Here is a 25,075-nt window from a genome sequence, read left to right as displayed (position 1 = left end):
ATGCATTGAACCATTCCGAGAAATTGGGGGGCAACAGCGATGGGAGGAACGATTCGTACACGGAGCCTCTCCTAACAGAAAAAGGGGTTCCCGTCAGATCTAAGATCTTTTGGGTCCCCCTTTTGTTTAAGAATAAGTAATACTTGTCCATGCCGCTAAGCAGCTTATCTATATTACGTTAAATATTTATCCCGCAAAATATTCATATGATGAAGTTCATGCCCTGCAATGACATAGGCGGCCGCCCGGGCGGAGAGCGGGTAGTTGTTGAACGTGCCCTGACGCAGCAGCGCTTCCTCCGTCAAGCTTCCAACCAGCGTAATGGTGGACTGCCTGACGGCAGCGTAATCTTTAAGGGCTTCCCGCAGAGGAAGCTGGCCGAAGGGAGAATTCTGGACAAAAATCTCCCGGTCGTACCCTGAAAATTCACGGGCATCCCCGCGCGAAATGTAGAGAATGCGATAGCTCCATAAACGCTCTACATCGGCGATGTGGCCGATCACCTGCTTGAGACTCCATTTTCCTTCCGCATAGCGGAAATTAGCTTGTTCTTCCGTCAGATCGCTCAGCGATCTTAACGTCTCGTCATGCTGCCGCTGCAAGATCTCGGCAATATGGCCTTCAGGGACAAGCGATACGTATTTTTCGCCGAGGGGCAAATATTCGTTAGCATTAGGCCTTGTGTTCATAACAAGTTCCTCCATATCCATGATTAAGAGCTCATATTAAAATTATGCCGCCAGGTCCAAATGAATGTATGTATGAACGGTCAGGTTGCTTGGGCCCAGATCAGATGGATGATGCCGTTCCAATAGCGTTCCGTCTTGACGATGTTCAGATCCGAGGCATTCACGATATCGATCATGTCCCGGTTATAATGACACCCGGATATCCGCCGTGCCGCGGGGTTGACGAAATGCTGCACGGCGCCGAGCAGCCGGTTCGTGCTCATGCCGTGCTCCAGCAAATAAATGCGGCCGCCGGGTTTGGCCCAGCGGTTGATGTTGTTCAATGCCTTTACCGGATCTTCATAGCCGCATAGCGACAGGGTGGAAACCACGCAGTCGTAGGAACGTTCCGGCAGCTCCAGGGTCTCGATGTCCCGTTCCAGGAAAGTGGCCCGAATGCCAAGCTCGGATGCCATTTGGCGCGCCCGGGTTAACATCTCGGGACTGAAATCGACTGCCGTTACGTCCACCTTATCAGGATGATAGAAGGGGAAGTTGGCGCCGGCGCCGACAGCTACCTCGAGCACTTTGCCCTCCACTCCATGAAGCAGCCGCTGTCTCCATTCTCCGAGTCTGCGCTGTCTGGTGTTCCTTTCATATATAGGAGCTTGTTTATTGAACTTTCGGATGAGGGAATTCTTATTCACGCGGAATTCTCCGGGCAACCCCTGTCTTGACCGCTGCTTTCACGACAAGCTCACGAATGGCCTTTACGACGTTCTGGTTGAACACGCTCGGAATGATATACGACGGGTTGCGTTCCTCGTCCGATACGGCGGATGCAATGGCTTCGGCTGCGGCCAGCTTCATTTCCTCATTAATCGTAGTTGCTCTGCAGTCCAGGGCTGCACGGAAAATACCCGGGAAGCAGAGGACGTTATTGATCTGGTTCGGATAATCCGAACGTCCGGTCGCAATAACGCCTACAATATCTTCGACCTCTTCGGGTCTGATCTCCGGCGTAGGGTTGGCCATTGCGAATACGATCGGTTGATCAGCCATGGCTTGTACGTCTTCGCGGCGAAGCAGGCCGCCTGCGGAAAGACCGATGAACACGTCGGCACCTTGGATCACTTGGCGCAGGGAACCTTCGACTTTGTTCGGGTTCGTATGCTCTGCGTACCATTGCCACATACTATTGCTGTATTCTTTTCCAGCAACCAGCGCACCTTCGCGGTCGACGCCAATGATGTCCTTAACGCCGGCCGACAGGAGGATTTTACTGCATGCCACCCCGGCAGCCCCGATTCCGCACACAACGACCCGAACGTTATCGATGGATTTTCCGACGATTTTAAGGGCATTGATCAGCGCCGCGTACAGAACGACCGCCGTACCGTGCTGATCATCGTGGAATACAGGGATGTCCAGCTCGTCGCGCAGTCTCTGTTCAATCTCGAAGCAGCGCGGAGAGGAAATGTCCTCCAGGTTAATGCCGCCAAATGCCGGCGCCATCGCTTTGATGCAGGCTATAATCTCTTCCGTGTCCTGGGTGTCAAGGCAAATCGGGAAGGAGTCTACGCCGGCCAGCTGTTTGAAGAGCATCGACTTCCCTTCCATGACCGGCATGGCCGCATATGGGCCGATATTGCCCAAACCGAGCACGGCGCTTCCGTCCGAAATAACGGCCACCGTATTTCTTTTAATCGTGAGCGTGTAGGCTTTTTTCGGATCCTCCTGAATGGCCGAGCATACGCGGGCGACATCAGGCGTATAGACGCGAGATAGGTCATCGCGGTTTTGGATGGGGATTTTGGGCTGGGTTTCGATCTTGCCGCCGAGATGCAGCAGGAAGGTGCGGTCCGAAACATTGACGAGCCGAACGCCTTTTAAATGTTTTACTGTATTTGTAATTTTTTCGATATCGACGCTGTCGGTGACCGTAATGGTAATATCGCGTACGGTAATGTGGCCGCTGGCTTGAATGACGTCGATGGCAACCATGTCTCCCCCGGCTTCAAATATGGCGGATGCAACTTCACCGAATTTGATCTCTTGAGTATTCATTTCTAGTCTGAGGATAATGCTCTTTCCTCCGAGTCCGTTGTTTTCCATTGTTACCTCCAAATGTTTGATCGATTTCGTCATTCTCAGTGTATGTAGTTATGCAAAATGTTAACGTTATCATAGTTCGCTGAGCAGTGGTCAATTTCCTGTTTCACCGTAAAGAAACCGTGATATATATAAGAAGAATTTATTGGAAAAGGGGATTCCAAGGAAGTATAATCGAAAGCATCTTATTGCGAAGGAGAGAGCTGCCATGAATGCCAGAATCGAGGAGCTTGAAAAACGTTTGACCACCCAGCATCATAAGGATCTGTTCCTTCAAATGAAACATACGCTGCAGGCCGTCGACGATTTGGCCGAACAGCACCGGGTTTACCAGGCCGTTCAGGCACTTAGTGGCACACGCATCGTTGGAGCGGAGGAGAACGTGTATTTTGACACGTTGAATCAGGTCAAGGAACAGATTATTCATACCCTGGAGCTAACGATCGAGGATTTGGAGCATAAAGGGGATAAACATTACCAGAAGCATTTTAGGGACGGCGTGGAATAGAGCTGCTGCGCGGTCTGAACGGATCGAACAGCATGGATGAAAGCATGATTCCCCCAGGGGAGGCATGCTTTTTTTTGCGATTTTTTTCTGCAAGTTCCGTGTGTTTTCATAACATTTCAGGTTACATATTTATCCAATTTCATTGAAATGTGTAACAAATCGTTGATTAGTGTTATGGGATACGACTTCCAGATGCTTTAAAATAATGATAGTACTGGTAAAGCTTGGACGATGATTGCGGAAGATTTCCAAGTTCAGTCAAGTTATCTGTAAGTTAAGAGGGCAACTACTGTATCAAAGAAGGGGAGGTGGCCTGAGCAGCCGGAGGTTGTGTAAACGCTTTATTTATTATCTTTTATATTAAAGGAGGATTAATTGTATGACTTTAAGTTTGCCGAACAAAGCTTGGCTCAAGAATTTGATCATTGCTGGTTCCACGATGTTGTTGATGACCTTGTTCATGGTTTTATTTGCGGATAAAGCTTCTGCCCACGGATATGTCGATTCTCCAGGAAGCCGCGCCATTCTGTGTAAGCAGGGGCAAAACACCGATTGCGGCGCCATCGTGTATGAGCCGCAAAGCTTGGAAGCTCCTAAAGGCTGGCCGAACGCAGGTCCCGCCGATGGCAAAATCGCGAGTGCAGGCGGCGCGTTCCCTAAACTCGATGAGCAGTCCGCAACTCGCTGGAGCAAAGTAAGCATTTCCCCGGGAACCACGACGTTCCAATGGCATTTGACGGCCAACCATGCGACGGCAAGCTGGAAATACTACATTACGAAAGACGGCTGGGATCAAAATGCTCCGCTGAGCAGAGCTTCGTTCGATCTGACGCCTTTCTGCTCCATTAACTACGGCGGCGTAAAACCTCCGACAAACTATGCATCCACATGTAACGTTCCTGCCAAGTCCGGTTACCATGTCATTCTGGCGGTATGGGAAGTAGCTGACACGGCTAACGCTTTCTATAACGTCATCGATGTAGACTTCGGCGGTGGCGGAACTCCGAACCCAGGCGTTCCTGCACCGACGGGACTTACTTCCCCATCCCAAACAAGCAGCAGCGTATCCTTGGCATGGACAGCTTCCACCGGGGCTTCCAGTTATGAAATCTACCGTAACGGATCCCTTGTGGGTACATCGACTTCAACCTCTTATACCAACACGGGGCTAACCGCAGGAACGTCCTATACGTACACTGTGGTAGCCGTCAGCAGCTCAGGCAGTAAATCATCCGCATCGGCTCCGCTTACGGTTTCAACATCCGGAAGCTCCACGACCTATCCGGCATGGAGCGCAACAGCCGTTTATTTAGGCGGCAGCAAAGTCAGCCACAATGGCGTGAACTATGAAGCAAAATGGTGGACTCAAGGCGAAACACCTGGATCTGCCGAAGTTTGGAAGGTTATCCCTTAAATCGATCGTTTGACCGGATCCGGCGTCTAATGACTGCCGGATTTTTCTTAGGCTTTAGCCAGTTGCGTGCGTGAACCGCGCGAAACAAAGAACCACCCGCTATGCGGATGGAGGGAATGAGAGAGTGGGCGGTGGTATATTTCCTTTTTTTTACTTCCACTAACAAGTACAGAGGAGATAGCTTCTAATAAGCGTAGAGGAGATAGCTTCCGTCGGCTGCGCATTGACCCTGATGGCTTGGAATTACCTATAGTAATATTGTGGGTCTGACTGTCGATGTTCTTCCTTCTGTATGATTTCATGGCTTTTGCCAACTTAAACGGACCCTAGTTCCGTTATTCAAGATCATAACCCGATTTTTCACAATGTACCGGACTCCAGATCCGCTATTATGAGAAATACGGGAGAAAATACCGATTAAAACAGCAAATAAGGTCCGCTGGGTTCGCTAAAGTTACTAAAAGGGTTGTTTTCTATGAAATAAGGTATTCTGAGTCCGTTAGGAAGTCCTTATACCAAAGAACAAGTAGATCGTGCGGCACTGCTCCCTGTGCTCCCTGTTCTCCCTGTGTGCACGGTGCGTGGTCCGGGGCATGCTTGGATTGGCTGTCGAGCGTTAAGTTTTGGACATATTGAATGACATGGCGATTTATTTATGGACATTCCGTGAATTTCTGCTTATTGCTCTTTTGGTCTAAGCAGGGATCGCGAAAAAAGCGAGTATGGATGGTAAACATAGCAGTGGAATATAAATGAGCAAGCCGCTTGCGAGTAGCAGCTTGAAAAAGGCACCCTTCGGGGTGCCTTTTGTGCATTCTGCAAGAAGTATGTTCAGGCATGCCAGGGTGCGCAAAGGTACGAAAGTATGCAAAGGCATGCCAAGGTACGCAAAGGTACGAAGGTATGCAAAGGCATGCCAAGGTCCGCCAAGGTCCGCCAAGGTCCGCCAAGGTACGCAAAGGTGCCACGGTCCGCAAAGGTATGCAAAGTTTGCTAGCCTCAAACCCTGTAAACGGTGATGCCACGTTCCTGAAAAGGCTTGACATCCGAGTCGGAAGCCTCGCTGCCGGTAACGAGAGTATGAATGGCGCTGTTGGGAGCGACCGTATGCAGGGACAGCTTGCCGATCTTGCTGTGGTCGGTGACTACGACAATTTCGCCGGCGGCCTGAATCATGTTCTGCTTGGCAGGGACGAGCAGCGCCTCCGGATGCATGAGGCCATGCTGGGGATGCAGGGCAGGGGTGCCGATGAACGCTTTCTCAACATGCAGGGATTTCAGCACATGGTCGGTAAACATGCCGTTTAGCATATAGCTCGAGGGGTACAGCTCCCCGCCGGTCAGGATGACTTTGATGCCCGGAGCATCGCGAAGTTCGACGGCAACGTTCATATCGTTGGTTATGACGGTAATGTCCGAGCGGTGCACAAGATGCGTAGCAATATGAAGGGTGGTTGTCCCCGAATCGATGATGATATTTTCCCCGTCTTCCACGAGTGAAGCCGCGAGCTGGCCGATGCGTATTTTTTCGTCCCGATGAAAGTTCGTCCGTTCATTAAAGGATGGCTCGTTATGCGTCCATTGCTCCATGATGACCCCGCCATGCGTGCGCTTCAAAGCGCCTTCCTGCTCAATCTCCGCCAGATCGCGGCGAATGGTGGCCGTGTGGACGCCGAATTCGGATGCCAGGGCGGCAACCGTTGCCGTACGGTATTGCCTTACGTAATCAATGATCCTTTTCTTTCGTTCGTGTGCCAGCAATCGATAATTTCTCCCTTCCTAATTGGACAATGAGCAGCAGAGTGCGTTTGTACATACAATGCGCACTTTTGCTTTTTTATGCTTATGGGCTCCATATCTATCTAGTGTACTCCCGTTATGTTAATGCCATGTTAAATCCCTTGCTGCGAAGCGAATTTACACAATCCGTACGAAGGCCTAACACTCTCCTAATATTGCAGATCTACAATCGAATTAAATAAAAATGAACAAAAGTGATCATTACATGTGCATTTGATGCGTACTTATTATCAGGTGCATGTAAGGGATTTCATGTTATGGAATCGTTCATTTTTTCGCTTGTCATGACAGCATCATTACACATTGGTGAGGGGGATCGCTCTTGGCATCCATTGAATTTGTGAAAGTGAGCAAGTCGTTTGATCGTCAAACCGTCATACAGGACTTGGATCTTACCATCGAGGACGGAAAATTCACCGTGCTGGTCGGCCCTTCAGGGTGCGGGAAAACAACGCTCCTAAGGATGATTGCGGGCATAGACCCTCAAACCTCCGGTTCCGTTCTGATCGACGGCAAGGATGTCACGCGCATTGCACCGGGGAAGCGCGGCGTGGCCATGGTGTTTCAGAACTACGCCATTTACCCGACGATGTCGGTCCGCGAGAATATCGAATTCGGCCTCGTGAACAATAAGGTTCCCAAAGCCGAGCGTAAGCGACTGGTGGAAACCATAGGGGCAACCGTGGGACTGAACGATTATTTAGACCGCAAGCCCTCCACCTTGTCCGGCGGACAACGGCAGCGGGTGGCTTTAGCCCGGGCCATGGTTAAGGATCCGTCCGTCTTCCTGATGGATGAACCGTTGTCCAATCTGGACGCCAAGCTGAGGGTTCAGATGCGGATCGAGCTGATCGAGCTGCACAAGAAGCTCGGGACGACCTTTGTTTACGTGACCCATGACCAAATCGAGGCCATGTCGATGGCGGATACCATCGTGCTGATGAACAAAGGGGTCATTCAGCAGGAGGCGCCGCCCGAAGTGGTGTACCGCAAGCCCAGCAATCTGTTTGCGGCCCAGTTCATCGGGGTTCCTCCCATGAACATTGCGCCGCTGGGGGACGATCGCGCGACGTTCGGGTTCCGTCCGGAAAGCGTTGTGATCGGCACGGAACCGGAATCGTTTCACTACACGGCCAAGGGCGAGATCATCACGCGAGAAATGCTGGGCTCCGAGACGATTTATCAGGTGAAGACGACCGATGGTCATGCATTCATGGTGAAATGTCCGGATGACAGATACCATGTCGATCAGCAGGTCTGTCTCGGCGTGCCGGCCGACCAATTGTTTTTCTTCGGTTCGGATGAGAACCGGGTGGACGAGAAGGACAACCGCCACAGGGAGTTCATGGAGCGGCTGAGAGGGCTGGCCCATGGATAAGAGGAGGATCTGGGAAGGGATCAGGCCCTATGTGCTGATCGCGCCAGCCATGGCGGGTATCCTGCTGTTCGTGATGTATCCGGTAGGTTATTTGATTTACTTAAGCTTGTTCAAATACAACCTGATGAACAAAGACAAGAGCAAATTTGTCGGATTGGACAATTTCACGCAGATTCTGGGGCGCGGGGATTTCTACAAAGCACTCTGGAACACCTCCGTCTATACGGCCGGGGTCGTCATTTTGACCATGCTGCTGTCCCTGCTGATCGCCGTATGGCTGAACAAGAAAGGCCGTTTCAATTCGATCGTCCAGGCCGGGATTTTCACGCCGCACGTCGTATCCATCGTATCGATCTCGCTGGTCTGGCTGTGGCTGATGGAGCCGAATCAAGGACTGCTCAATTATCTGCTCAAGCTGGTTGGACTCCCGCCGTCGGCATGGCTTCAAAGCTCCAAGACCGCGTTGATATCGGTCATTATCGTGTCGGTCTGGCAGGCCATCGGCTATTATACCCTGATTATCGTGGCAGCCTTGCAGAGCATATCGCCGAGCATTTATGAAGCGGCCGCGCTGGATAATGCGAGCAAGTTCAAGGTGTTTTACAAAATCACACTGCCGATGATCTCGCCGCAGCTGTTTTTTATTCTCATCATCATGACGATCGGCTCCTTCAAGGTATTCGATACCGTTCAGGTGATGACAGGCGGAGGACCAAACAATGCAACGACGACGCTTGTGTATTACATATACGGATTCCGAACGACCAATATCGGTTATTCGGCGGCGACAGGCGTTGTGCTCATGGCCATTATCGGATTGCTCACGTTCATCTATTTCCGGCTGTTATCCAAGAAGGTCCACTATCAATAAGGCTATAAGGCTTTGGCCACGAAGAAAGGAGGCACGGTTTGAAGACCTTTGACTTAAAAATCGTATGGACGGCGCTGGGCTATTTGCTGAAGGCTGCAGTGCTCATGATTTTCATCTTTCCGTTCCTGTGGATGATCTCCACATCGCTCCAGACATTCCGGGAGACGATGACGTTTCCGCCGACGTGGGTTCCGGCTTCGCCGCAGTGGGGGAATTTCGCGGAAGCGATGAATGCGGGGCCTTTCCTGACCTATTTCAGGAACTCGGTTGTCGTCACCGGTTCCATCATCGTACTGCAGTTCCTGATCATGATTCCGGCCGCGTATGCTTTTGCCAAGTATAAATTCCCGGGAAAAACGCTGCTGTTCGGCATGATCCTGCTGGCCTTCATGATCCCGGGACAGGTTACGTTCATTCCGGTTTATCTGATGATGGCGGATTGGGGATTGGTCAAAACCCTGCTCCCGCAGATCATTCCGTTCGTTTCGAATGCCTTCGGCATCTTCCTGCTGCGGCAATACTTCATGCAGATTCCGGAGGAAATCATCGAAGCGGCCCGTCTGGATAACGCCAGCGAGTTCAAAATCATCCGGAAGATCATGATCCCCATGTCGAAGCCGGCACTCGCCACCATTGCGCTGTTCAGCTTCGTCAGTCATTGGAACGACTATTTCTGGCCGCTTGTCATGACCGATTCGGCAGCCGTCCGGCCGCTGACCTTGGGGATCGCCATGCTGCGGGAGACCGAGGGCATCAGCAACTGGCATATCATCATGGCCGGCAACGTGATTCTGGTGGTGCCCATCCTGCTCGTATATTTGTTCTGTTCGAAGCACATCGTGAAGGCTTTTGTTTATTCAGGCATTAAATAATTACAGGAAATGACAGGTTTCAGCCATTCATAATCGAATAATTAATGGAGGAATGAATCACATGAAATCCAAATGGTATACACGCCTATCCGTCATCCTGCTGTTCAGTTTGCTTGCCGCATGCGGTGGAGGAGGTTCGGCCGAGCCCGGCGAAGCACCGGGAAGCGGGGGAACCGAAGCCCCGTCCGAAGACAAGGGGAAAACCACGGTGCAGTTCTGGCACTCGCTGGGAGGCAAGAACGGGGAATACATGGATGCGCTCATTCAGCGCTTTAATGCATCCCATGAGGATATCGAAGTCGTAGGCACCTTCCAGGGCAGCTACGACGAAACGGTAACCAAGCTGCAGCAGGCGATTGCATCCGGCACCGGCCCGGATGTCAGCATGCTCGAGCGAGCCTACATCCAGATGTTCGCCGATTCGGAGGTCCTTGAGGATCTGACGCCTTTTCTTGAAGGCTCCGGCATCAGCCCAGACGACTTCACTGCCGGTTTAATGGGACACTCCACCTTCAATGATCAATTGGTGTCGCTGCCGCTGAACCGTTCCACCCCGATCCTGCACGTGAACAAGACCTTGCTGGATGAGCTCGGGCTTCAAATCCCGACGACATGGGAGGAAATGAAGGAGGTCGCGAACGCGCTGGTCGTCAAGGAAGGCAGCGAGTATAAGCGATACGGCGTCACGATGCCCTACGACACATGGTATCCGATTGCCATGATTTCGCAAGCCGGCGGCACGTTCTTCAATGACGACAATACGTCGATCGGCTTTTCGGATAACGGTGCCGGAGCCAAAATGTTCACTTACCTGAAAGACCTGCAAAGCACGGGCGCTTTGTATTATCCGCCTGCTCAGGATTCCGGCAACATCGTAAACAGCATGTTTGTGGAAGGCAAAGTCGGGATGATGTACCAATCCACGGGATCGATCGGCGGATTGTCCAGCGCGGTGGATTTCGATTACGTGACGGCATTCCTGCCTAAGGACGAAGTATATGCGAATCCGACCGGAGGCGCGAACGTCACGATGCTGTCTTCTTCCAAGAACAAGGAAGCGGCATGGGAGTTCATTCGGTGGATGGAGATGGAAGAGGAAGGCGCTCTTGAATTTATTTTGCAATCCGGTTACCTGCCTTTCACGAAGAAGATGGTGGAGTCGGAGAAGATCCAAGAACTGTGGGCCAAAGAACCGAACCGCAAAGTCGCCTATGATCAGCTGGAATTCGCTACGGATACCAATAAGGATGTGGCATGGCCTGAGATTATGCATGAGTTCTTCTCGGCCATGGAAGCGATCATGTATGACAGCAAGGATATCCCGGCGACGCTGGATACCTTCAAGAAAGAGACGGAACGGATTTTGGCCCAATAACAACAGGTAAAGGAGTGGCAGGACATATGATCGAACGACTACGGGAGCCATCCTCTATGATGGTGGCTGCACATCGCGGGTATAAATCGGCTTATCCGGAAAATACGCTGCTGGCCTTTCGCAAGGCATTGGAGTTAGGCGTTGACATGCTGGAGTTTGATCTTCGGCTGACGAAGGATAAGGAGGTGGTGGTTATCCATGATGCAACGGTTCAGCGTACGACCAATGGCGCCGGCGAGGTAAGGGATTACACGCTTGCGGAGCTGAAGGCTTTGGATGCGGGCGGCTGGTTTGCCCGGGAATTCGAAGGCTTGAAGATCCCGACGCTTGCGGAGCTTTGCGAACTGCTTCGGGAATACCCCGAGGTTCTGTGCAACGTGGAGATTAAGCCCAGTCCCGATGCCCAAGAGGCCGCCGACCTGGCGATTGACATGCTGAACCGGTACGGGTACCTGCCGCGCTGCGTATTCACCTGCTTCGATGCTCAGGTTCTGACCTATATCCATGAAACGTATGGCCAGAAGACTCAGGGGTTTCCGGGCGAGAAAATGTCCGGCTTTGACTTCGGGGAGGAGGGCACCTACGCCAAAATGTGGGGGATCGGCGTGGAGATGTCACTGCTTACGCCGGAACTCGTTGCCCGGTTCCAGGCACAGGGGCTGCTGGTCTGGAGCTATTGCCCGGACGATGAGCAGGGCGTCCGGTATTCGCTGGAGTGCGGGGTTACCGGCATGACCTGCAATGACCCGCTGCCGGCGATGGCGGTAACCGGAAAGAAGGGTACGCGGATATGACCTCCATTTTATCGAATGTCCGGAGTCTAGCGGCGGATTTACCGGCCCATCAGCTTGCGAATCTGGACGAAGTAGAGCTGGTTCAGATCCAGCACGGAGCGTTAGACGAGGTGGCGGGCTACCTTGAGACGAAACGGTGGACCTCGGTGGTCATGGTCGTGGACGATAATACCTATGGCCAGGCGGGCCGGAGGCTTTCGAATCTCCTCGCTAAATCATCGATTGGGGTCCAGGTCACCCGGCTGCTTCCGGACCGGAAGGGAGATGTCATCGCGGATGAAGTATCCCTGGTCCAGGTCATATTGGATATCCAGCATAGCGGGGCGAAGGCGGTGCTGGCGGTAGGCGGAGGGACGATTCACGATATTAGCCGGTACGCCGCCTATACCGCGGGCGTTCCGTTCATCTCCGTACCTACGGCCGCATCGGTGGATGGATTTAATTCCAAGGGAGCGCCGATCATTATACGGGGCGAGAAGATAACGATTCCGGCCATCGGACCGAGCGCGATATTCGCGGACGTCGATATTCTCATGGCTGCTCCCTCCGAGTTAACCGCGGCCGGATTCGGGGATATGCTGGGCAAGTACACATCGCTGTTCGACTGGAGGTTTGGCAGTTTGGTGGCCGACGAGCCCTATTTGCAAATTTCGGCGGATATGACGAAATCCGCGCTCAGCCAGTGCGTGAACGCGGTGGAACAGATTGCGAAGCGGAACGAGGAGGGCGTACGCATCTTGATGGGGGCGCTCGTCGAATCCGGACTGGCGATGCTGCTGTTCGGTCAATCCCATCCGGCTTCGGGTTCGGAGCATCACCTGTCCCATTATTGGGAGATGGAGTTTATCCGTCTGGGGAAGAAACAGCTGCTGCACGGTGCCAAAGTAGGAGCCGCTTGCGTGGAAATCTCGAAGCTGTATCATCGTATCGGAGAGCAGGGGATCGAGCTGAACGGAGGCTCCTCCCCGGGTGCGGAAGATATAGAACGGCGAATGGCGCTGCACTGGAACGACATCCGGTCGCATATTACGCATCTCCCGGAGCCGGAAGTGCTGGGCGATCTGATGCGCATGGTAGGCGGACCGGCCGGGGTGTCGGAGCTTCCGATCGGAGATGGGCTGCTGGAACGGAGCCTGGCTGAGGCCTACAAGGTTCGATACAGCCGCTACACGCTGCTCCATGCTTACAACGAACAAAGATCCTTATTTGTCCATTAAGGCAGGTTAAAGGTCGACGAGTGAAATAAGGCTGTCCCTCAAGCAGATCCTTCTGCTTCAATGGGGCAGCCTTTTTGGCTTTTCTGCAGCTGTGCTTTGATTCCGCCCGGCCTTACGAAGACGGCCAGCGCCCCAAAGACTGAGGGGGGTGCCGCCGCTGCCGATCGCCAACAAGGTCTAAAGATATATGTAATTTATTTCATTTGAATAGGCATTTAGAACTATCGCCCATCTATTTTTACATAAACGACCTAAAAGTCGAATTATGTAAAAAGTTTCGCCAAACTCTCAAATATTGGACAAATGCTACCGATAACTTATAAAGCGGAGTCTTATCTCCCCATTTTACACCAACATTTTTCGACATTGCCTGTTCGTTTTGTATGTAGAGAGAAAGTCCTTACAGAAAAAAGAGCACTTGCAAAAATTTTGGACGAATGATCGGATAGGACCAAAGCGCTACTTATTGGGGGAGGATTTACAGCATGCTAAAGAGTCTTAAGCAAAAGATGATTACAATGATTTGTTTGCTCTTGCTAGTCAGTCTTGGATCCGTTTTTGCCGTAACTTACAGTCGGTCATCTGACTTGCTGCAGGAGAGCTTGGACAAGGAAGCTCAGCTTAGCGCGGAGAAGCTTGCGCTTCAGATCGACCAATTTCTTGATGTGGAGATTGCCAAGGTGGAAAGCATCGGGAAATTCATTACGGGCAACAAAGAGCAGGATCTGCAGTTGATTCAGGCTGCGCAGGAAGTGAACAAGGAATTTGAGACCTTCTTCTTCTCGTACGATTTGACGGGGAAGAACGTCATTAACTTTCTGGGCGAGGTGACCGACGTGTCCGACCGCGTCCATTATCAGGAAGCCGGGAAGGGCGAAGGCAAGCTGGTCGTGTCGGAGCCGGTGCTTTCCAAACGGACGGGCAATAACATCGTTACGATGATCATTCCGCTGATGAAGGATGGAAAACAGTACGGCTACATGGGCTCCACCCTTCCGATCAACGAAGTTCAGAAAACAGTATCGTCCCAAACGTTCGGAGACACCGGATATGCCTTTCTTCTGAGCAAATCGGGGACGTTCATGTGGTATCCGCAAGAGGAACTTGTCCTTCAATCCAACGTGAAGGACGTTGACAGCGCCGGATTGACGAAGGCCTACGAAGAGGTCAGCCAGGGCAGACCAGGCGAGTTCGATTATGTATTGGAAGGTACCGAGTATTCGGCGGCTTATGCACCGTCCAACTTGAACTGGGGGGTCTTCGTGACGGCACCGACCCATGAGCTGAATGCTCCAATCAAGGAGATGTCGTTTACGTTAGTCATTATCTCGGTTGCGGCCCTGGTCGTATCCGCCGCTGCAGCAATTTGGTTCACGGCCCAGATCGTCCGGCCGATCCGCAGGCTCAACACGGCTGTGAAGGAAGTCGCAGCAGGCGATTTGACCAAGACCATTCAGGTTAGCGGCAAGGATGAGGTGGCCGTTCTTTCCAGCGATTTCAACCAGACGGTATCGCATCTGAAGCATCTGGTCCTCGGCGTGAACGATTCCTCCCGCCAGGTCATGTCGGTGACGGAAACCGTCTCGAGCGGGGTCGATACGGCCATGGACAGCGTGGACCGAATCGGATCCTCCATTCGCCAAATTGCCAGCGGAGCGCAAGCTCACGCCTCAAGCTCCAACGAAATCGCTACGTCCATGAGCGACATGGCCAGCGGGATCGTCAAAATCGCCGAGACGTCCTCTATGGTGTCCGAAGCCGCGCAGGAAGCTGCCAGCCAAGCGGAGACCGGATCGGTTGTCGTTGAGCAAGCCGTGAAACAGATCGGCAACATCGGCGAGGGTACATCCAAAGTCGGCACGGCGATCGAGCGTTTGAATGAGCGTTCCTCGGAAATCGAGCAAATTTTGAGCTTTATCACGGAAGTCACCTCCCGGATTCGACTGCTGTCCCTGAACGCCTCCATCGAGGCTGCCAGAGCGGGCGAGCATGGACGCGGCTTTGCGGTCGTGGCTGAAGAAGTCAAGAAGCTGGCGGGACAGTCCGAGGTTTCGACCGATCAGATAGCGAAGCTGATTACGGAAATTCGCGAGGACACAATCAACGCCGTACAGGTCATGGACGTCAGCCGTAAGGATGTACAGGACGGCATTGCGTTGATTGAAGATGTGCGCGAGAAATTCGATAACATTCTGAATGCGACCCGCAACGTGGCGGATCACATTCTGGAAGTATCGGCGGCATCCGAAGAAATGTCCGCTGGATCGGAACAGGTCAGCGCTTCGGTTGAAGAGCTGAAATCCATTGCGGATCTGACTTCCAATGATGCACAGAACGTGACGGCTGCCATGGAAGATCAGATTGCAACCATCAAGGAGATTTCAAACTCCGTAAAACAACTGGAGACGGTCGCCCAGGAGCTCAGCAAAGAGCTCGGCAAATTCAGTCTCTAACATTCCCTGGATCTTACGGACCGCGCGTAACGGTACTTGAGAGGGGGGATGCCTGGAAGGAAAACGGCTCAAATCGCAAGCGTGCAAGGCAGTAAGTCAGAGGAAGTACCGGCAAGAAGAGGTTTGACGTTTCAAGGCAGATCGATGCCGCTGCCCACTAAGGGGCATCACGAAGTACAACTAGAAGAAAACTGGAGGAAACGAAATCATGGCTAAAAATTGGAAAAAGGTATTACTGGCAGGGGTAGTCAGCTTATCATTGGTAGCAACGGGCTTTGCGGCAAACGAGGTCCTCACATCACCGGAGGTATCGGCTAAATCCGCCTCGACCAATGCACCTGGTCAACTGAAGAAGCAAGCGGCTTCCCAGCTTGACGAAATTATCGAAAGAGGCTACATCCGGGTTGGTATGACAGGGGATTACAAACCGTTTACATATTTGAATCCTGCTACAAAAGAGTATGAAGGTTATGACGTTGACGCCATGGAAGAGCTCGGTAAAGACCTTGGCGTGGAAGTACGCTACGTCAACACGACTTGGTCCAACATGATGAAGGACTTGCAAGCTGATAAGTTCGACATCGCAGTGGGCGGCGTTACCCGCAACACGGCTAGACAAAAAACGGCTTATGTATCCCAAGGGTACATTTCCTTCGGCAAAGCTCCATTGATCCGTGCAGAAGACAAAGACAAATACCTGACGGTTGAAGATATCAATAAACCTTCCGTTCGCATCGGCGTGAATCCGGGCGGAACGAACGAAGTATTCGTGCGCGAGCACTTGACCAAAGCGAATGTGACGGTTGTACCGAACAACCTGGATATCCCGCATTTGGTAGCAGACGGTACGTATGACGTGATGATCACAGATACAATCGAAGCGATTACTTATGCGAAGGCGGATTCCAGACTGTATGCCGCTTTGACGGACAAGCCGTTCACGAACAGCGAAAAAGGCTACATGATCCCTCGCGGCGACTTTGAATATGCAAGCTATCTGGAAATGTGGATCGACGAAATGAAGCTGCAAGGCAAGTTTGCGGACATTCATAAAAAATGGCTGGAGTAGGTTGGATCAGGCTATAAACAGATAGCCAATCCCTGCCAGCAGATCAGGTTTAAGAACCTGATCTGCTGGCTTTTTTGTTGTGTCCAATAAGGTGAAGAGAGCGTCGCCTCGGCGTCCGGGAGGTTTACCAACCAAGCAAATAGGGTAGTAAATTAACATGGACATCGACCATATAACATCAGGATAGGAAACGGGGGGCAGACCATGAAGCTAGCTAAATGGATCGCGGCGTGTTTGATGACCGTATGGATGCTGACCGCTTGCGGCGCTCAAGAGGAGTCAGGACGCGTGCAGATTGAGTTTTTTCAGAACAAGCCTGAAGCGAAAGGCTCCTTTGATGCACTCATTGAGAAATTTAACGAGTCCCAGTCCGAGATCAAGGTGGTTCAGGTAAATCCGCCGGATGCGGAGACGGTGCTCAAGACAAGAGTCGTCAAGAATGACATTCCCGACATTATCGGCATGGGTGCAACCGATACGTATTCATTGCTGGCCCAAAGCGGCATATTTACGGATTTGACGGATAACCCGCTGCTGAGCCGGGTGGATGAGACTTATGTCCAGATGCTGAAGGACGTAGCGGGCATGGACGAGGTTACGGGCATTCCCTATTCCACTAACGCTAACGGCGTCATGTACAATAAGGAAATTTTCAAGGAGCTGGGGCTCAGCGTTCCCAAGACCTGGGACGAGCTGCTGGCTACGGCGCAGAAGGCCAAGGATGCGGGGAAAATCCCGTTTTATTTCACATATAAAGACGATTGGCAGACGGTGCTGCCGTTTAACGCATTGGCTTCCAACCTGGAAGGCATTGAATTTTACATGGATCGGCGGGAAGGCACCGTAACGTTTGCCGAGAAATACCGGGAGATTGCGGAGAAACAGCTCGCGCTGATGGATTATGGCCATGGGGACAACTTCGGCAAAAACTATGCGGACGGGAACCGGGATTTCGCGAGGGGAGAATCCGCCATGTATATCCAAGGAACCTGGGCCATACCGGAAATCCGGAAGGCGAATCCGGATGCGCCGATCGGCTTCTTTCCGCTGCCGACCGGCGATCGTCCGGAGGAGAATAAACTGATTTCGGGCGTAGATACCTTACTGGCTATTTCCGAGGATTCGAAGCATAAAGAGGAGGCTCAGCGTTTCATTCAATTTTTGCTGGAGCCTGAGAATAGCAAGCAATATATAACGGAGCAAACGCTGTTCTCCACCGTGGAGGGCGTGAAGCAGGAGGATCCCGCCGTCGCAGAGCTGCTGCCTTACCTGGAGCGGGGCCAGGTCATCGATTTTGCCGACCACTACATTCCCGCGGCGGTGCAGCTGAACTCGGTGATCCAATCCTTCCTCCAGAACCGGGATATCGACGGGTATCTGAAGAAGCTGGACACCGAATGGGACAAGGTAGCTGACAGGCGTTAACGGGCGGAAGGCGGTATTTTCTTCACACGATATCCAAGAAGCATTGAGGAGGACCCAACATGAACAAGCGGCTTATGCCTTATTACTTGATGACCGTGCCGGCGGTCGTGCTGTTCTTCGTATTTCTGACGTTGCCGGCTTTGCAGGGGGTGTATTACTCCTTCACGAACTGGAACGGATTCGGCGATAACTTCGACTTCATCGGTTTCAAGAATTACGTCAATCTGTTTAAGGATGGCAACGTGGGCAATGCGTACTGGTTCACATTCAAATTCGCGGTCGTGGTCACCATCCTCATCAACATCTTCAGTCTGCTGATTGCCATGGGACTGAACGCCAGAATCAAGGCGAGGAATTTCTTTCGGGGCATCTATTTTCTTCCGAATATTCTGAGCGTGCTGATTGTAGGTTACATATTCAACTATCTGTTCTCGAATGTGTTCACCATTTGGGGACAGAACCTGGGGATCGGGTGGCTGTCGACCAATATCCTGGGCAGTGAACAGCATGCTTGGATCGGCATCGTGGTGGTCGCGGTATGGCAGGGCATTGCCTACAACACGATTCTGTATCTTGCCGGACTTCAGACCATTCCCGGTACGCTTTACGAGGCTTCCAACCTCGATGGAGCGAACCGCTGGCAGGAGTTCTGGAAAATAACGTTTCCTCTGATCGCGCCGTTCTTTACGATCAACATGGTGCTGGCGATGAAGAATTCCCTGATGGTCTTTGATCAGATCGTAGCCCTCACCAACGGCGGCCCGGGGCGGGCAACGCAGTCCATCTCCCACCTGATTTATACCGGCGGCTTCGAGGGAGGCGAGTTTGCTTACCAATCGGCTAACTCCGTGATCTACTTCATCCTGATTGCCACGATATCGATTGTGCAGATTCGGTTCCTGCAGAGAAGAGAGGGGGACATGTAATGCGGACGAAAACCAACTGGACGGTGATGATTCTCATCACATTGGGTACGATATTGATCCTGTTTCCGCTGTATATGACGATCACGATTGCGCTCAAAACGCCGGAGGACATGCTGGCATCGGTGTTCGGCCTGCCGAAAGACCTGCATTTCGAGAATTTCGCCAACGCCATAAAAATGACGAATTTCTTCCATGCGCTGGGCAACAGCGCCATGGTGACGACGGCAACGGTGGTGCTGACCCTGTTGACGAATTCGCTCGTCGCTTATGCCATTGCCCGCAATATGAACCGGAAGTTCTTCAAAGGCTTGTACTTCTATTTCATCAGCGCGATGTTTATTCCGTTCCCGATCATTATGCTGCCGCTGGTCAAGCTGACGGCCGGGTTCCATATGACGAATCTGGTCGGGCTCACCATCCTGCATACCGTCTATGCCTTGGCGTTTAACGTATTTGTGTACGTAGGTTATATCAAATCCATCCCGGTTGCGCTGGAGGAAGCGGCCCGAGTGGACGGCACGTCGACTTGGGGAACATTCTGGAGAATCATATTCCCGATTATGGCACCGATCAATGCGACGGTAGGCATTCTGATCTGCCTCTCGACCTACAATGACTTCCTGCTGCCGCTCATCATCATCAGCGATACGAATTCCTACACGCTGCCGCTGGTGCAGTATATATTCCAAGGGCAGTTCAACACGGACTTCAATCTGGCCTTTGCCTCCTACCTGATGGCGATGCTGCCGATGATCATCATCTATCTGTTCGCGCAAAAGTGGATCATCAACGGCATTACGCAGGGGGCTGTAAAATAAGGCGGCTACGCATTTCCTAGGAGCACTTAGTCCTCTCAGCCCTTCGCTGCAGCAGGGGGCTGCGGAGCCCGCAATCAGCAGCATGTCCTTGTGCGACCCATCATAACGAAAAGCTGTATTCCGGCATGATGTCATGCCTGGAATACAGCTTTTTTGCTGCCGCCAGGGTTCCAATCGGCGAAGGATCCCCTGGTTTATGGCGTGTCCTTATTATAATTTCAGCATGTTCCGCTTCTCCGCATCCGGGTCCTCAATGATCCTGCTGTCGTTGTTGAATATCATCGTTGAACGCAAAGCCGGATCATAAGCTGGCCACGGCAGCGCCTCGGTATCCGGCGAGCCGTTCCGCGCAAATGCAATCCAGGCATCCTGGATCCGGTCCGACAGGGCTTGCGTGGCCGCATCGACTTGAACGCCGATGTTCTCAAACAGCGCCAGCGTGTTGAATACAAACGGGATTTCCAGGGCATGCATCGCTTTGCCGAGCACCGGATGGTCCGGCAAGGTCCAATCGAACCGGTACATCCACACCGGCGCGTGTTTGCACTGTGCGGAAGCGAATTGCAGGGCCGAGCGCCAGAAGTACAGATCGGTCATAATCTGGGCATGTCCGTCGATGCTGTACGGGTATTCCTTGGTGATGGGGGCGGCATTCTCAATGCCGGTCATCATCTCCACGGTGCGGACTAGAACGTCTTCCTTCACAAGCGGCATGTCCGGCCGGAAGAACAAAGCCCCTTCATCGAGATTCGTCCCGATCAGGATCGGCACGTCCTTGACCCATCCCGATTGGATGGCCTGCAGCGGATCATGCGGCAAAGTGCCCGGATCCAGAACTGGCTGAAAGATCATGTTGACGCCGGGTCCGATCTGCTTCTTCAGCCGTTCCCCGGCTTCGAATATCGACTCGCCTGTCAGGGAATCCAGCTGATGGATGTTGTCAGGCGTAATGTCCAGCTCCTTAAGCAGGCCGGCCGTTATCATCCGTGCCTGTTCCGGAACCATGACCTGGGCAGCGCCGCTCTCCATGATCGCCCGGTGGAACAGTCCCTTGGCTGCAGGCATCGCCAGTAACGCCGCAATGCTCATGCTGCCCGCTGATTCCCCGAATACCGTAATCTGCTCCGGATCGCCGCCGAAGGCCGCGATATTGTCCCGCACCCATTCCAGGGCAGCGATCTGGTCCAATAAACCGGTATTGGAGGAATAGGCTTCGCCGTATGGAGAGAGATGGAGAAAGCCGAGGGGGCCCAGCCGGTAATTGAGGGTAACCACGATCACGTCTCCTCGGAGAACGAAGGGCGCGCCGTTATAGCTTGGCAAGCTGCCCGAGCCTGTGACAAAAGCGCCCCCGTGAATCCATACCATGACGGGCAGCGGCTCCGCCGGCATGTTCCGGGGTGCCCACACATTGAGATATAGGCAATCCTCGGATACCGTCTTGGTCACGCCGCCGCCAAGCATGCTGGATGTGGATTCAAGCGGCTGAAGGCACATGGGACTGAAAGCGGTGGTTTCTCTAATCCCGTCCCATGAATCGGGGGGCACAGGAGAACGGAACCGCAGCGGGCCAACCGGTGGCTTCGCATAGGGAATTCCCTTCCATACGCGCACTCCGTTTTCCGTAAGGCCTTGAATGCGCCCGTCTTTCGTTTGTACGACAAGTTCTGACATGTTCTCGCTACACCCTTTCTCTCTGCTCTATATATACACTTTACCAAGTTAGCGGCATAAGTTCAAAAAAGCACGAATCCTGAGGAATACAGGCAGGAATGTCATGTTACATGAAGAATGTAACAGGGTGGGCGGTATCGCGGACGGCGGATACGGCATCACCTGATGATCCATGTCATTATAGGCATACTGGAGGGATAAGCATGAACATAGCGATATTGGGCTGCGGCACGATGGGGACGGCCTATGCGCACAATTTGGCGAAAATGCCGGGAGTAACGGTGACGGGCGTGGTCGATATAAACGCCGAACGAGCGGAGCGCGCTGCAGCTTTGACCGGGGCGAAGGCATACACGGATGTAGAGTCGCTGTTTGAACAAAAAGATTTGGAAACGGTTGCGGTGTGTCTGCCCACCTATCTCCACAAACCGTTTGTACTGAAACTGGCCGAAAAAGGGCTGCACGTCATCTGCGAAAAGCCGGCAGCATTAACGCTGGAGGATGCGCAGGAGATGAAGGCGGCCTGCGAGAATCACGGAGTCCGGTTGTTTATCGGACATGTCGTCCGGTTCTTCCCGAACTATCACGATGCCTATCGGCAGGCCCGCTCGGGGAATATCGGAACGCCGAAGATGGCTCACTTGAAGCGGTACGGTTCCTACCCGCAGGGAATGGATGGATGGTACAACGACCCTGGCAAGAGCGGCGGCGTCATCATGGATCTGATGATTCATGACATCGATTTTGCCTGCTGGCTGTTCGGGGAAGTGGAGTCGGTATATGCTTCGACCGTGAAGCGGACCGAGCCGCAGATGGAGTACGCCCAGCTTACGCTTCATTTTAAAAATAGCGCCATCGCGAGTCTAACCGGATATTGGGGGTATCCCGGTCCATTTACGACGCAGTTCGAGATCTCGGGAGACCAAGGCATCGTACGATTCGACAGCAATCAGGTACAGTCCCTGGACTTGAAATTGGCTAGCGCCGAGGCCGGGGAGGGAGCTGCTGTGCAGGTTCCTTCCAGTCCGAGCCTCCATGACCCTTATTATAACGAGGTGCAGCATTTTATCGAGTGCATCCGAAACGGCAGCGAGCCGCTCGTCAGCATCAAGGATGCTTGCTACGCCGTTGAAATCGCTCAGGCAGCGGAGCAATCGGCACAAACTGGACAGCCCGTGATGATCGGAGGGACGGTTTCATGAAAAAGGTGAAAGTAGGGTTTATCAGCTTTGCCCATATGCATGCGGCAAGCTATCTCTTCGGCATGCTGAAGCGGGATGACGTCGAGGTGATCGGAATCGCGGACGAAGACGCGGAGCGCGTTCGCCCTTACTCCGTGGATCGGGGGATTCCGTATTATGCCGACTATAATGAATTGCTGGCACAAGAACTGGATGCCGTAGTCATCTGTTCGGAGAACGCGCGTCATGCGGAAATTACCAAACGCGCCGCTGCGGCGGGCAAGCATGTGCTGTGCGAGAAGCCGCTGGGCCTATCGGAAGCCGAGATGCTGGAGATGATTCAGGCATGCAAGGATAACGGCGTTCAGCTCATGACCGCTTTTCCTTGCCGATATATTTCGTCCGTACGTCAGGCGAAGGAAGCGATTGACGCAGGGCAGATCGGTGACATTTTGGCTATGAAAGGAACCAACCGGGGAACCATGCCGGGCGGCTGGTTTATTGAACGGGAGAAATCGGGCGGCGGCGCCGTATTGGATCATACGGTCCATGTGATGGACCTGATGCACTGGTTTACCGGCAGCAAGGCCGAGGAAGTGTACGCCCATGCGGAAACGCTGTTCAACGATACCGAGATTGACGACGCCGGCATGGTCCACGTCAAATTCGCGAACGGCGTCGTGGCCGTGCTGGACCCAAGCTGGTCCCGCAACCGCACCTTCCCGACATGGGGGGACGTAACGCTTGAGATCATCGGCACCAAAGGCGTGCTGAACATTGATTCTTTTGCCCAGAAGAACGATGTATACAGCGATGTGACCGGTAAAGCGTCGTGGAGCTTCTGGGGCGATGATATGGACGAAGGCCTCGTCAACAGCTTTGTCGAAAGCATCCGCGACGGCAAGCCGGTCGAAATTACCGGGGAAGACGGCTACCTCTCCGCCCGGGTTGCCATTGCAGCGTACGAGTCTGCAAGCACCAAGCGCACCGTTCAGCTGAAGCCGCAGTTATAGTGCGGTTTTGCCGATAAAGCCGGGGAGCGGGAAATTCCCGTTATGTAATGTGAGCGTGCAGGGATTCGTCCTTGAAGAATAAGCAGCAGCGCAATCGTCTTTAGGATGACACTTCTGCCTCCGGCCGGAAGCGCCGATGCCTGTGAAGTACGGGGCTATGCCTTTGTTAGAGGCGCAGTCTGGCCCCTTTAGGATATGAATTCATTCCATCTAGAGGATGGATTGATGGCAGAGAACCTTGCAATTTAAGCCCCTTCGATTTTCGAAATCGAGGGGGCTTTTTTATATGAGAACAATGGGACTTCAAGGGACTTCAAAGGATGAGCGTCCCTGAATCGCAAGCAGAGGGTCTCCGCTATCTCCGCAATTTTCCGGCAAGACCTCCGAGAATATGCGCGGACCAACGGTTTTCTTAAATTGGCAAAAAAGATCAAAAACGCTTTGCTCCCTTTTGGTATCCTTAATAACAAAGGAGGGCCTGACCTTGAGTACCCAGCGTATTATCCAAAAGAGCATCGCGTACATGGAGCAGCATCTGGAGGAGCGGCTGACCCTCGCGGATATTGCATCCTATGCCGGTTTTTCGCCGTATCATTTCCACCGATTGTTTCGGAGGGAGGTCGGCATGAACATCGCGGATTACCTTAGAAAACGAAGGCTCTGTTATGCGGCGCAGCTCCTGCTGCACACCGAGGCTGCGATTATCGACATTTCCCTGCACTGTCACTTCGAGAGCCAGGAGTCGTTTACGAGAGCATTCAAAAAATTGTACGGCATGCCGCCGGGGCGTTACCGCAAAATCTTTGCGGTTCATGCCCATCATTCACATTATCCAAAAGGAGAGGATCACATGCAGCAGCAAGCTCAATCCCCATTAAAAGGCTGGTTCCTAAGCGGAAGCCACCCTCAAGATTATGAGATCGGCGTCGATCGGACCACCGTCCACCAGGGAAGTACTTCGGGTTACTTAAGAGCACTCACGCCGATGGAGGATGGAGCTTTTGCAACCATGATGCAGCAGTTCAAAGCCGGCAAGTATGCGGGCAAGCGGATGCGCTTCTCCGGATTCGTTAAAACCGATAACGTGAAGGACTATTGCGGACTGTGGATGCGCGTCGACAATCGTGCCGAAGACGTGCTCCAGTTCGATAATATGAACAATCGGCGCATCGTCGGCAGCACGCACTGGAATCACTATGCCATCGTGCTGGACGTGCCTGAAGATAGCGCCACGATCTCGATCGGCGTCCTGCTTATGGGGACAGGCAAGGTGTGGGTGGACAGCTTCCGCTTTGAAGAGGTAGATCTCAGCGTACCGACGACGAACCTTGACGTTCACTATGAGCTGCTTGAGGAGCCCGCCAATTTATCGTTTGAAGAGTGAAGCATGCGGGGATGCGCCGTCTACGGAAATGATTGATCTTGGCTCGTCGCTGGATAGGGGATTCCCCATACAACCATTAGGCAGAAGTCTCTCCATACCGGAGGGCTTCTTCTTGTTGGATGA

21 protein-coding genes are annotated in these 25,075 nt (G+C 52.7%); 16 read left to right on the top strand and 5 right to left on the bottom strand.

Features of this window, described 5'->3' with window-relative positions; all coding sequences use genetic code 11:
• Nucleotides 1–173 precede the first annotated feature (173 nt).
• From RB298_RS16305 to RB298_RS16295, 3 genes are all read right to left on the bottom strand, one after another.
• The gene (locus RB298_RS16305) at nt 174–689 is read right to left on the bottom strand and encodes a DinB family protein (protein ID WP_096777061.1); all 516 of its coding nucleotides are present in this window, start codon (nt 687–689) and stop codon (nt 174–176) included.
• A gap of 80 nt (nt 690–769) precedes the next feature.
• The gene (locus tag RB298_RS16300; protein WP_096777060.1) at nt 770–1,375 is read right to left on the bottom strand and encodes a class I SAM-dependent methyltransferase; all 606 of its coding nucleotides are present in this window, start codon (nt 1,373–1,375) and stop codon (nt 770–772) included.
• Nucleotides 1,368–2,783 carry an NAD-dependent malic enzyme gene (locus tag RB298_RS16295; RefSeq protein ID WP_090912644.1) on the bottom strand — a complete coding sequence of 472 codons (1,416 nt, stop codon included), beginning with the start codon at nt 2,781–2,783 and terminating at the stop codon, nt 1,368–1,370. Before RB298_RS16295 ends, RB298_RS16300 begins: the two co-directional genes overlap by 8 nt.
• A gap of 205 nt (nt 2,784–2,988) precedes the next feature.
• Between RB298_RS16295 and RB298_RS16290 the strand changes: the two genes are divergently transcribed.
• Together RB298_RS16290 and RB298_RS16285 are read left to right on the top strand one after the other, a co-directional pair.
• The gene (locus RB298_RS16290) at nt 2,989–3,288 is read left to right on the top strand and encodes a hypothetical protein (RefSeq protein ID WP_096777059.1); all 300 of its coding nucleotides are present in this window, start codon (nt 2,989–2,991) and stop codon (nt 3,286–3,288) included.
• A 379-nt stretch (nt 3,289–3,667) separates the two neighbouring features.
• Nucleotides 3,668–4,702 carry a lytic polysaccharide monooxygenase gene (locus tag RB298_RS16285; protein WP_096777058.1) on the top strand — a complete coding sequence of 345 codons (1,035 nt, stop codon included), beginning with the start codon at nt 3,668–3,670 and terminating at the stop codon, nt 4,700–4,702.
• Between the two features lie 999 nt (nt 4,703–5,701).
• On the opposite strand, the gene RB298_RS16280 is transcribed toward RB298_RS16285, so the two are convergent.
• Nucleotides 5,702–6,463 (bottom strand): DeoR/GlpR family DNA-binding transcription regulator, encoded by a 762-nt coding sequence (locus RB298_RS16280; RefSeq protein ID WP_090912648.1) that lies wholly within the window; start codon nt 6,461–6,463, stop codon nt 5,702–5,704.
• A gap of 361 nt (nt 6,464–6,824) precedes the next feature.
• Here RB298_RS16280 and RB298_RS16275 point away from each other — a divergent pair, with 361 nt between their 5' ends.
• The 11 genes from RB298_RS16275 to RB298_RS16225 all read left to right on the top strand — a co-directional run bounded on the left by RB298_RS16275 (nt 6,825) and on the right by RB298_RS16225 (nt 19,700).
• A complete protein-coding gene (locus tag RB298_RS16275) occupies nt 6,825–7,880 on the top strand; it encodes an ABC transporter ATP-binding protein (protein ID WP_096777056.1) in 1,056 nt (351 codons plus the stop codon).
• Nucleotides 7,873–8,751 carry a carbohydrate ABC transporter permease gene (locus RB298_RS16270; protein ID WP_096777055.1) on the top strand — a complete coding sequence of 293 codons (879 nt, stop codon included), beginning with the start codon at nt 7,873–7,875 and terminating at the stop codon, nt 8,749–8,751. Before RB298_RS16275 ends, RB298_RS16270 begins: the two co-directional genes overlap by 8 nt.
• 38 nt (nt 8,752–8,789) lie before the next feature.
• Nucleotides 8,790–9,623, top strand: a complete 834-nt coding sequence (locus RB298_RS16265) for a carbohydrate ABC transporter permease (RefSeq protein WP_096777054.1) — start codon at nt 8,790–8,792, stop codon at nt 9,621–9,623.
• Nucleotides 9,624–9,684: 61 nt separating this feature from the next.
• Nucleotides 9,685–10,998: an ABC transporter substrate-binding protein gene (locus RB298_RS16260; protein ID WP_486047592.1), complete on the top strand. Its 1,314-nt coding sequence runs from the start codon at nt 9,685–9,687 to the stop codon at nt 10,996–10,998.
• A gap of 26 nt (nt 10,999–11,024) precedes the next feature.
• Entirely contained in the window at nt 11,025–11,792 is a 768-nt protein-coding gene (locus RB298_RS16255; RefSeq protein ID WP_486047591.1) for a glycerophosphodiester phosphodiesterase family protein, read from the top strand.
• Nucleotides 11,789–13,009 carry a sn-glycerol-1-phosphate dehydrogenase gene (locus RB298_RS16250; protein WP_486047590.1) on the top strand — a complete coding sequence of 407 codons (1,221 nt, stop codon included), beginning with the start codon at nt 11,789–11,791 and terminating at the stop codon, nt 13,007–13,009. Before RB298_RS16255 ends, RB298_RS16250 begins: the two co-directional genes overlap by 4 nt.
• A gap of 485 nt (nt 13,010–13,494) precedes the next feature.
• A complete protein-coding gene (locus RB298_RS16245) occupies nt 13,495–15,462 on the top strand; it encodes a methyl-accepting chemotaxis protein (RefSeq protein ID WP_096777050.1) in 1,968 nt (655 codons plus the stop codon).
• Between the two features lie 208 nt (nt 15,463–15,670).
• Nucleotides 15,671–16,531 (top strand): transporter substrate-binding domain-containing protein, encoded by an 861-nt coding sequence (locus RB298_RS16240; RefSeq protein WP_090912662.1) that lies wholly within the window; start codon nt 15,671–15,673, stop codon nt 16,529–16,531.
• Nucleotides 16,532–16,735: 204 nt separating this feature from the next.
• Entirely contained in the window at nt 16,736–17,956 is a 1,221-nt protein-coding gene (locus RB298_RS16235; protein WP_486047589.1) for an ABC transporter substrate-binding protein, read from the top strand.
• A gap of 59 nt (nt 17,957–18,015) precedes the next feature.
• Entirely contained in the window at nt 18,016–18,882 is an 867-nt protein-coding gene (locus tag RB298_RS16230; protein ID WP_009590746.1) for a carbohydrate ABC transporter permease, read from the top strand.
• A complete protein-coding gene (locus RB298_RS16225; RefSeq protein WP_012818967.1) occupies nt 18,882–19,700 on the top strand; it encodes a carbohydrate ABC transporter permease in 819 nt (272 codons plus the stop codon). Before RB298_RS16230 ends, RB298_RS16225 begins: the two co-directional genes overlap by 1 nt.
• Before the next feature lie 210 nt (nt 19,701–19,910).
• On the opposite strand, the gene RB298_RS16220 is transcribed toward RB298_RS16225, so the two are convergent.
• Nucleotides 19,911–21,374: a carboxylesterase/lipase family protein gene (locus RB298_RS16220; RefSeq protein ID WP_486047588.1), complete on the bottom strand. Its 1,464-nt coding sequence runs from the start codon at nt 21,372–21,374 to the stop codon at nt 19,911–19,913.
• 203 nt (nt 21,375–21,577) lie between these two features.
• Between RB298_RS16220 and RB298_RS16215 the strand changes: the two genes are divergently transcribed.
• The 3 genes from RB298_RS16215 to RB298_RS16205 all read left to right on the top strand — a co-directional run bounded on the left by RB298_RS16215 (nt 21,578) and on the right by RB298_RS16205 (nt 24,952).
• Nucleotides 21,578–22,576 carry a Gfo/Idh/MocA family protein gene (locus tag RB298_RS16215; protein ID WP_486047587.1) on the top strand — a complete coding sequence of 333 codons (999 nt, stop codon included), beginning with the start codon at nt 21,578–21,580 and terminating at the stop codon, nt 22,574–22,576.
• Nucleotides 22,573–23,568 (top strand): Gfo/Idh/MocA family protein, encoded by a 996-nt coding sequence (locus RB298_RS16210; protein ID WP_096777046.1) that lies wholly within the window; start codon nt 22,573–22,575, stop codon nt 23,566–23,568. Before RB298_RS16215 ends, RB298_RS16210 begins: the two co-directional genes overlap by 4 nt.
• A 484-nt stretch (nt 23,569–24,052) precedes the next feature.
• On the top strand, nt 24,053–24,952 hold the full coding sequence (locus tag RB298_RS16205; RefSeq protein WP_096777045.1) for a helix-turn-helix domain-containing protein: 900 nt from the start codon (nt 24,053–24,055) through the stop codon (nt 24,950–24,952).
• The last annotated feature ends 123 nt before the right edge of the window (nt 24,953–25,075 follow it).

It is taken from the genome of Priestia sp. BR_2 (genome assembly GCF_041954005.1).
Classification (GTDB): domain Bacteria; phylum Bacillota; class Bacilli; order Paenibacillales; family Paenibacillaceae; genus Paenibacillus_AQ; species Paenibacillus_AQ lautus_A.
Note: the sequence above shows the minus strand (reverse complement) of the source record. Positions and strands in the feature narration are given on the sequence as shown.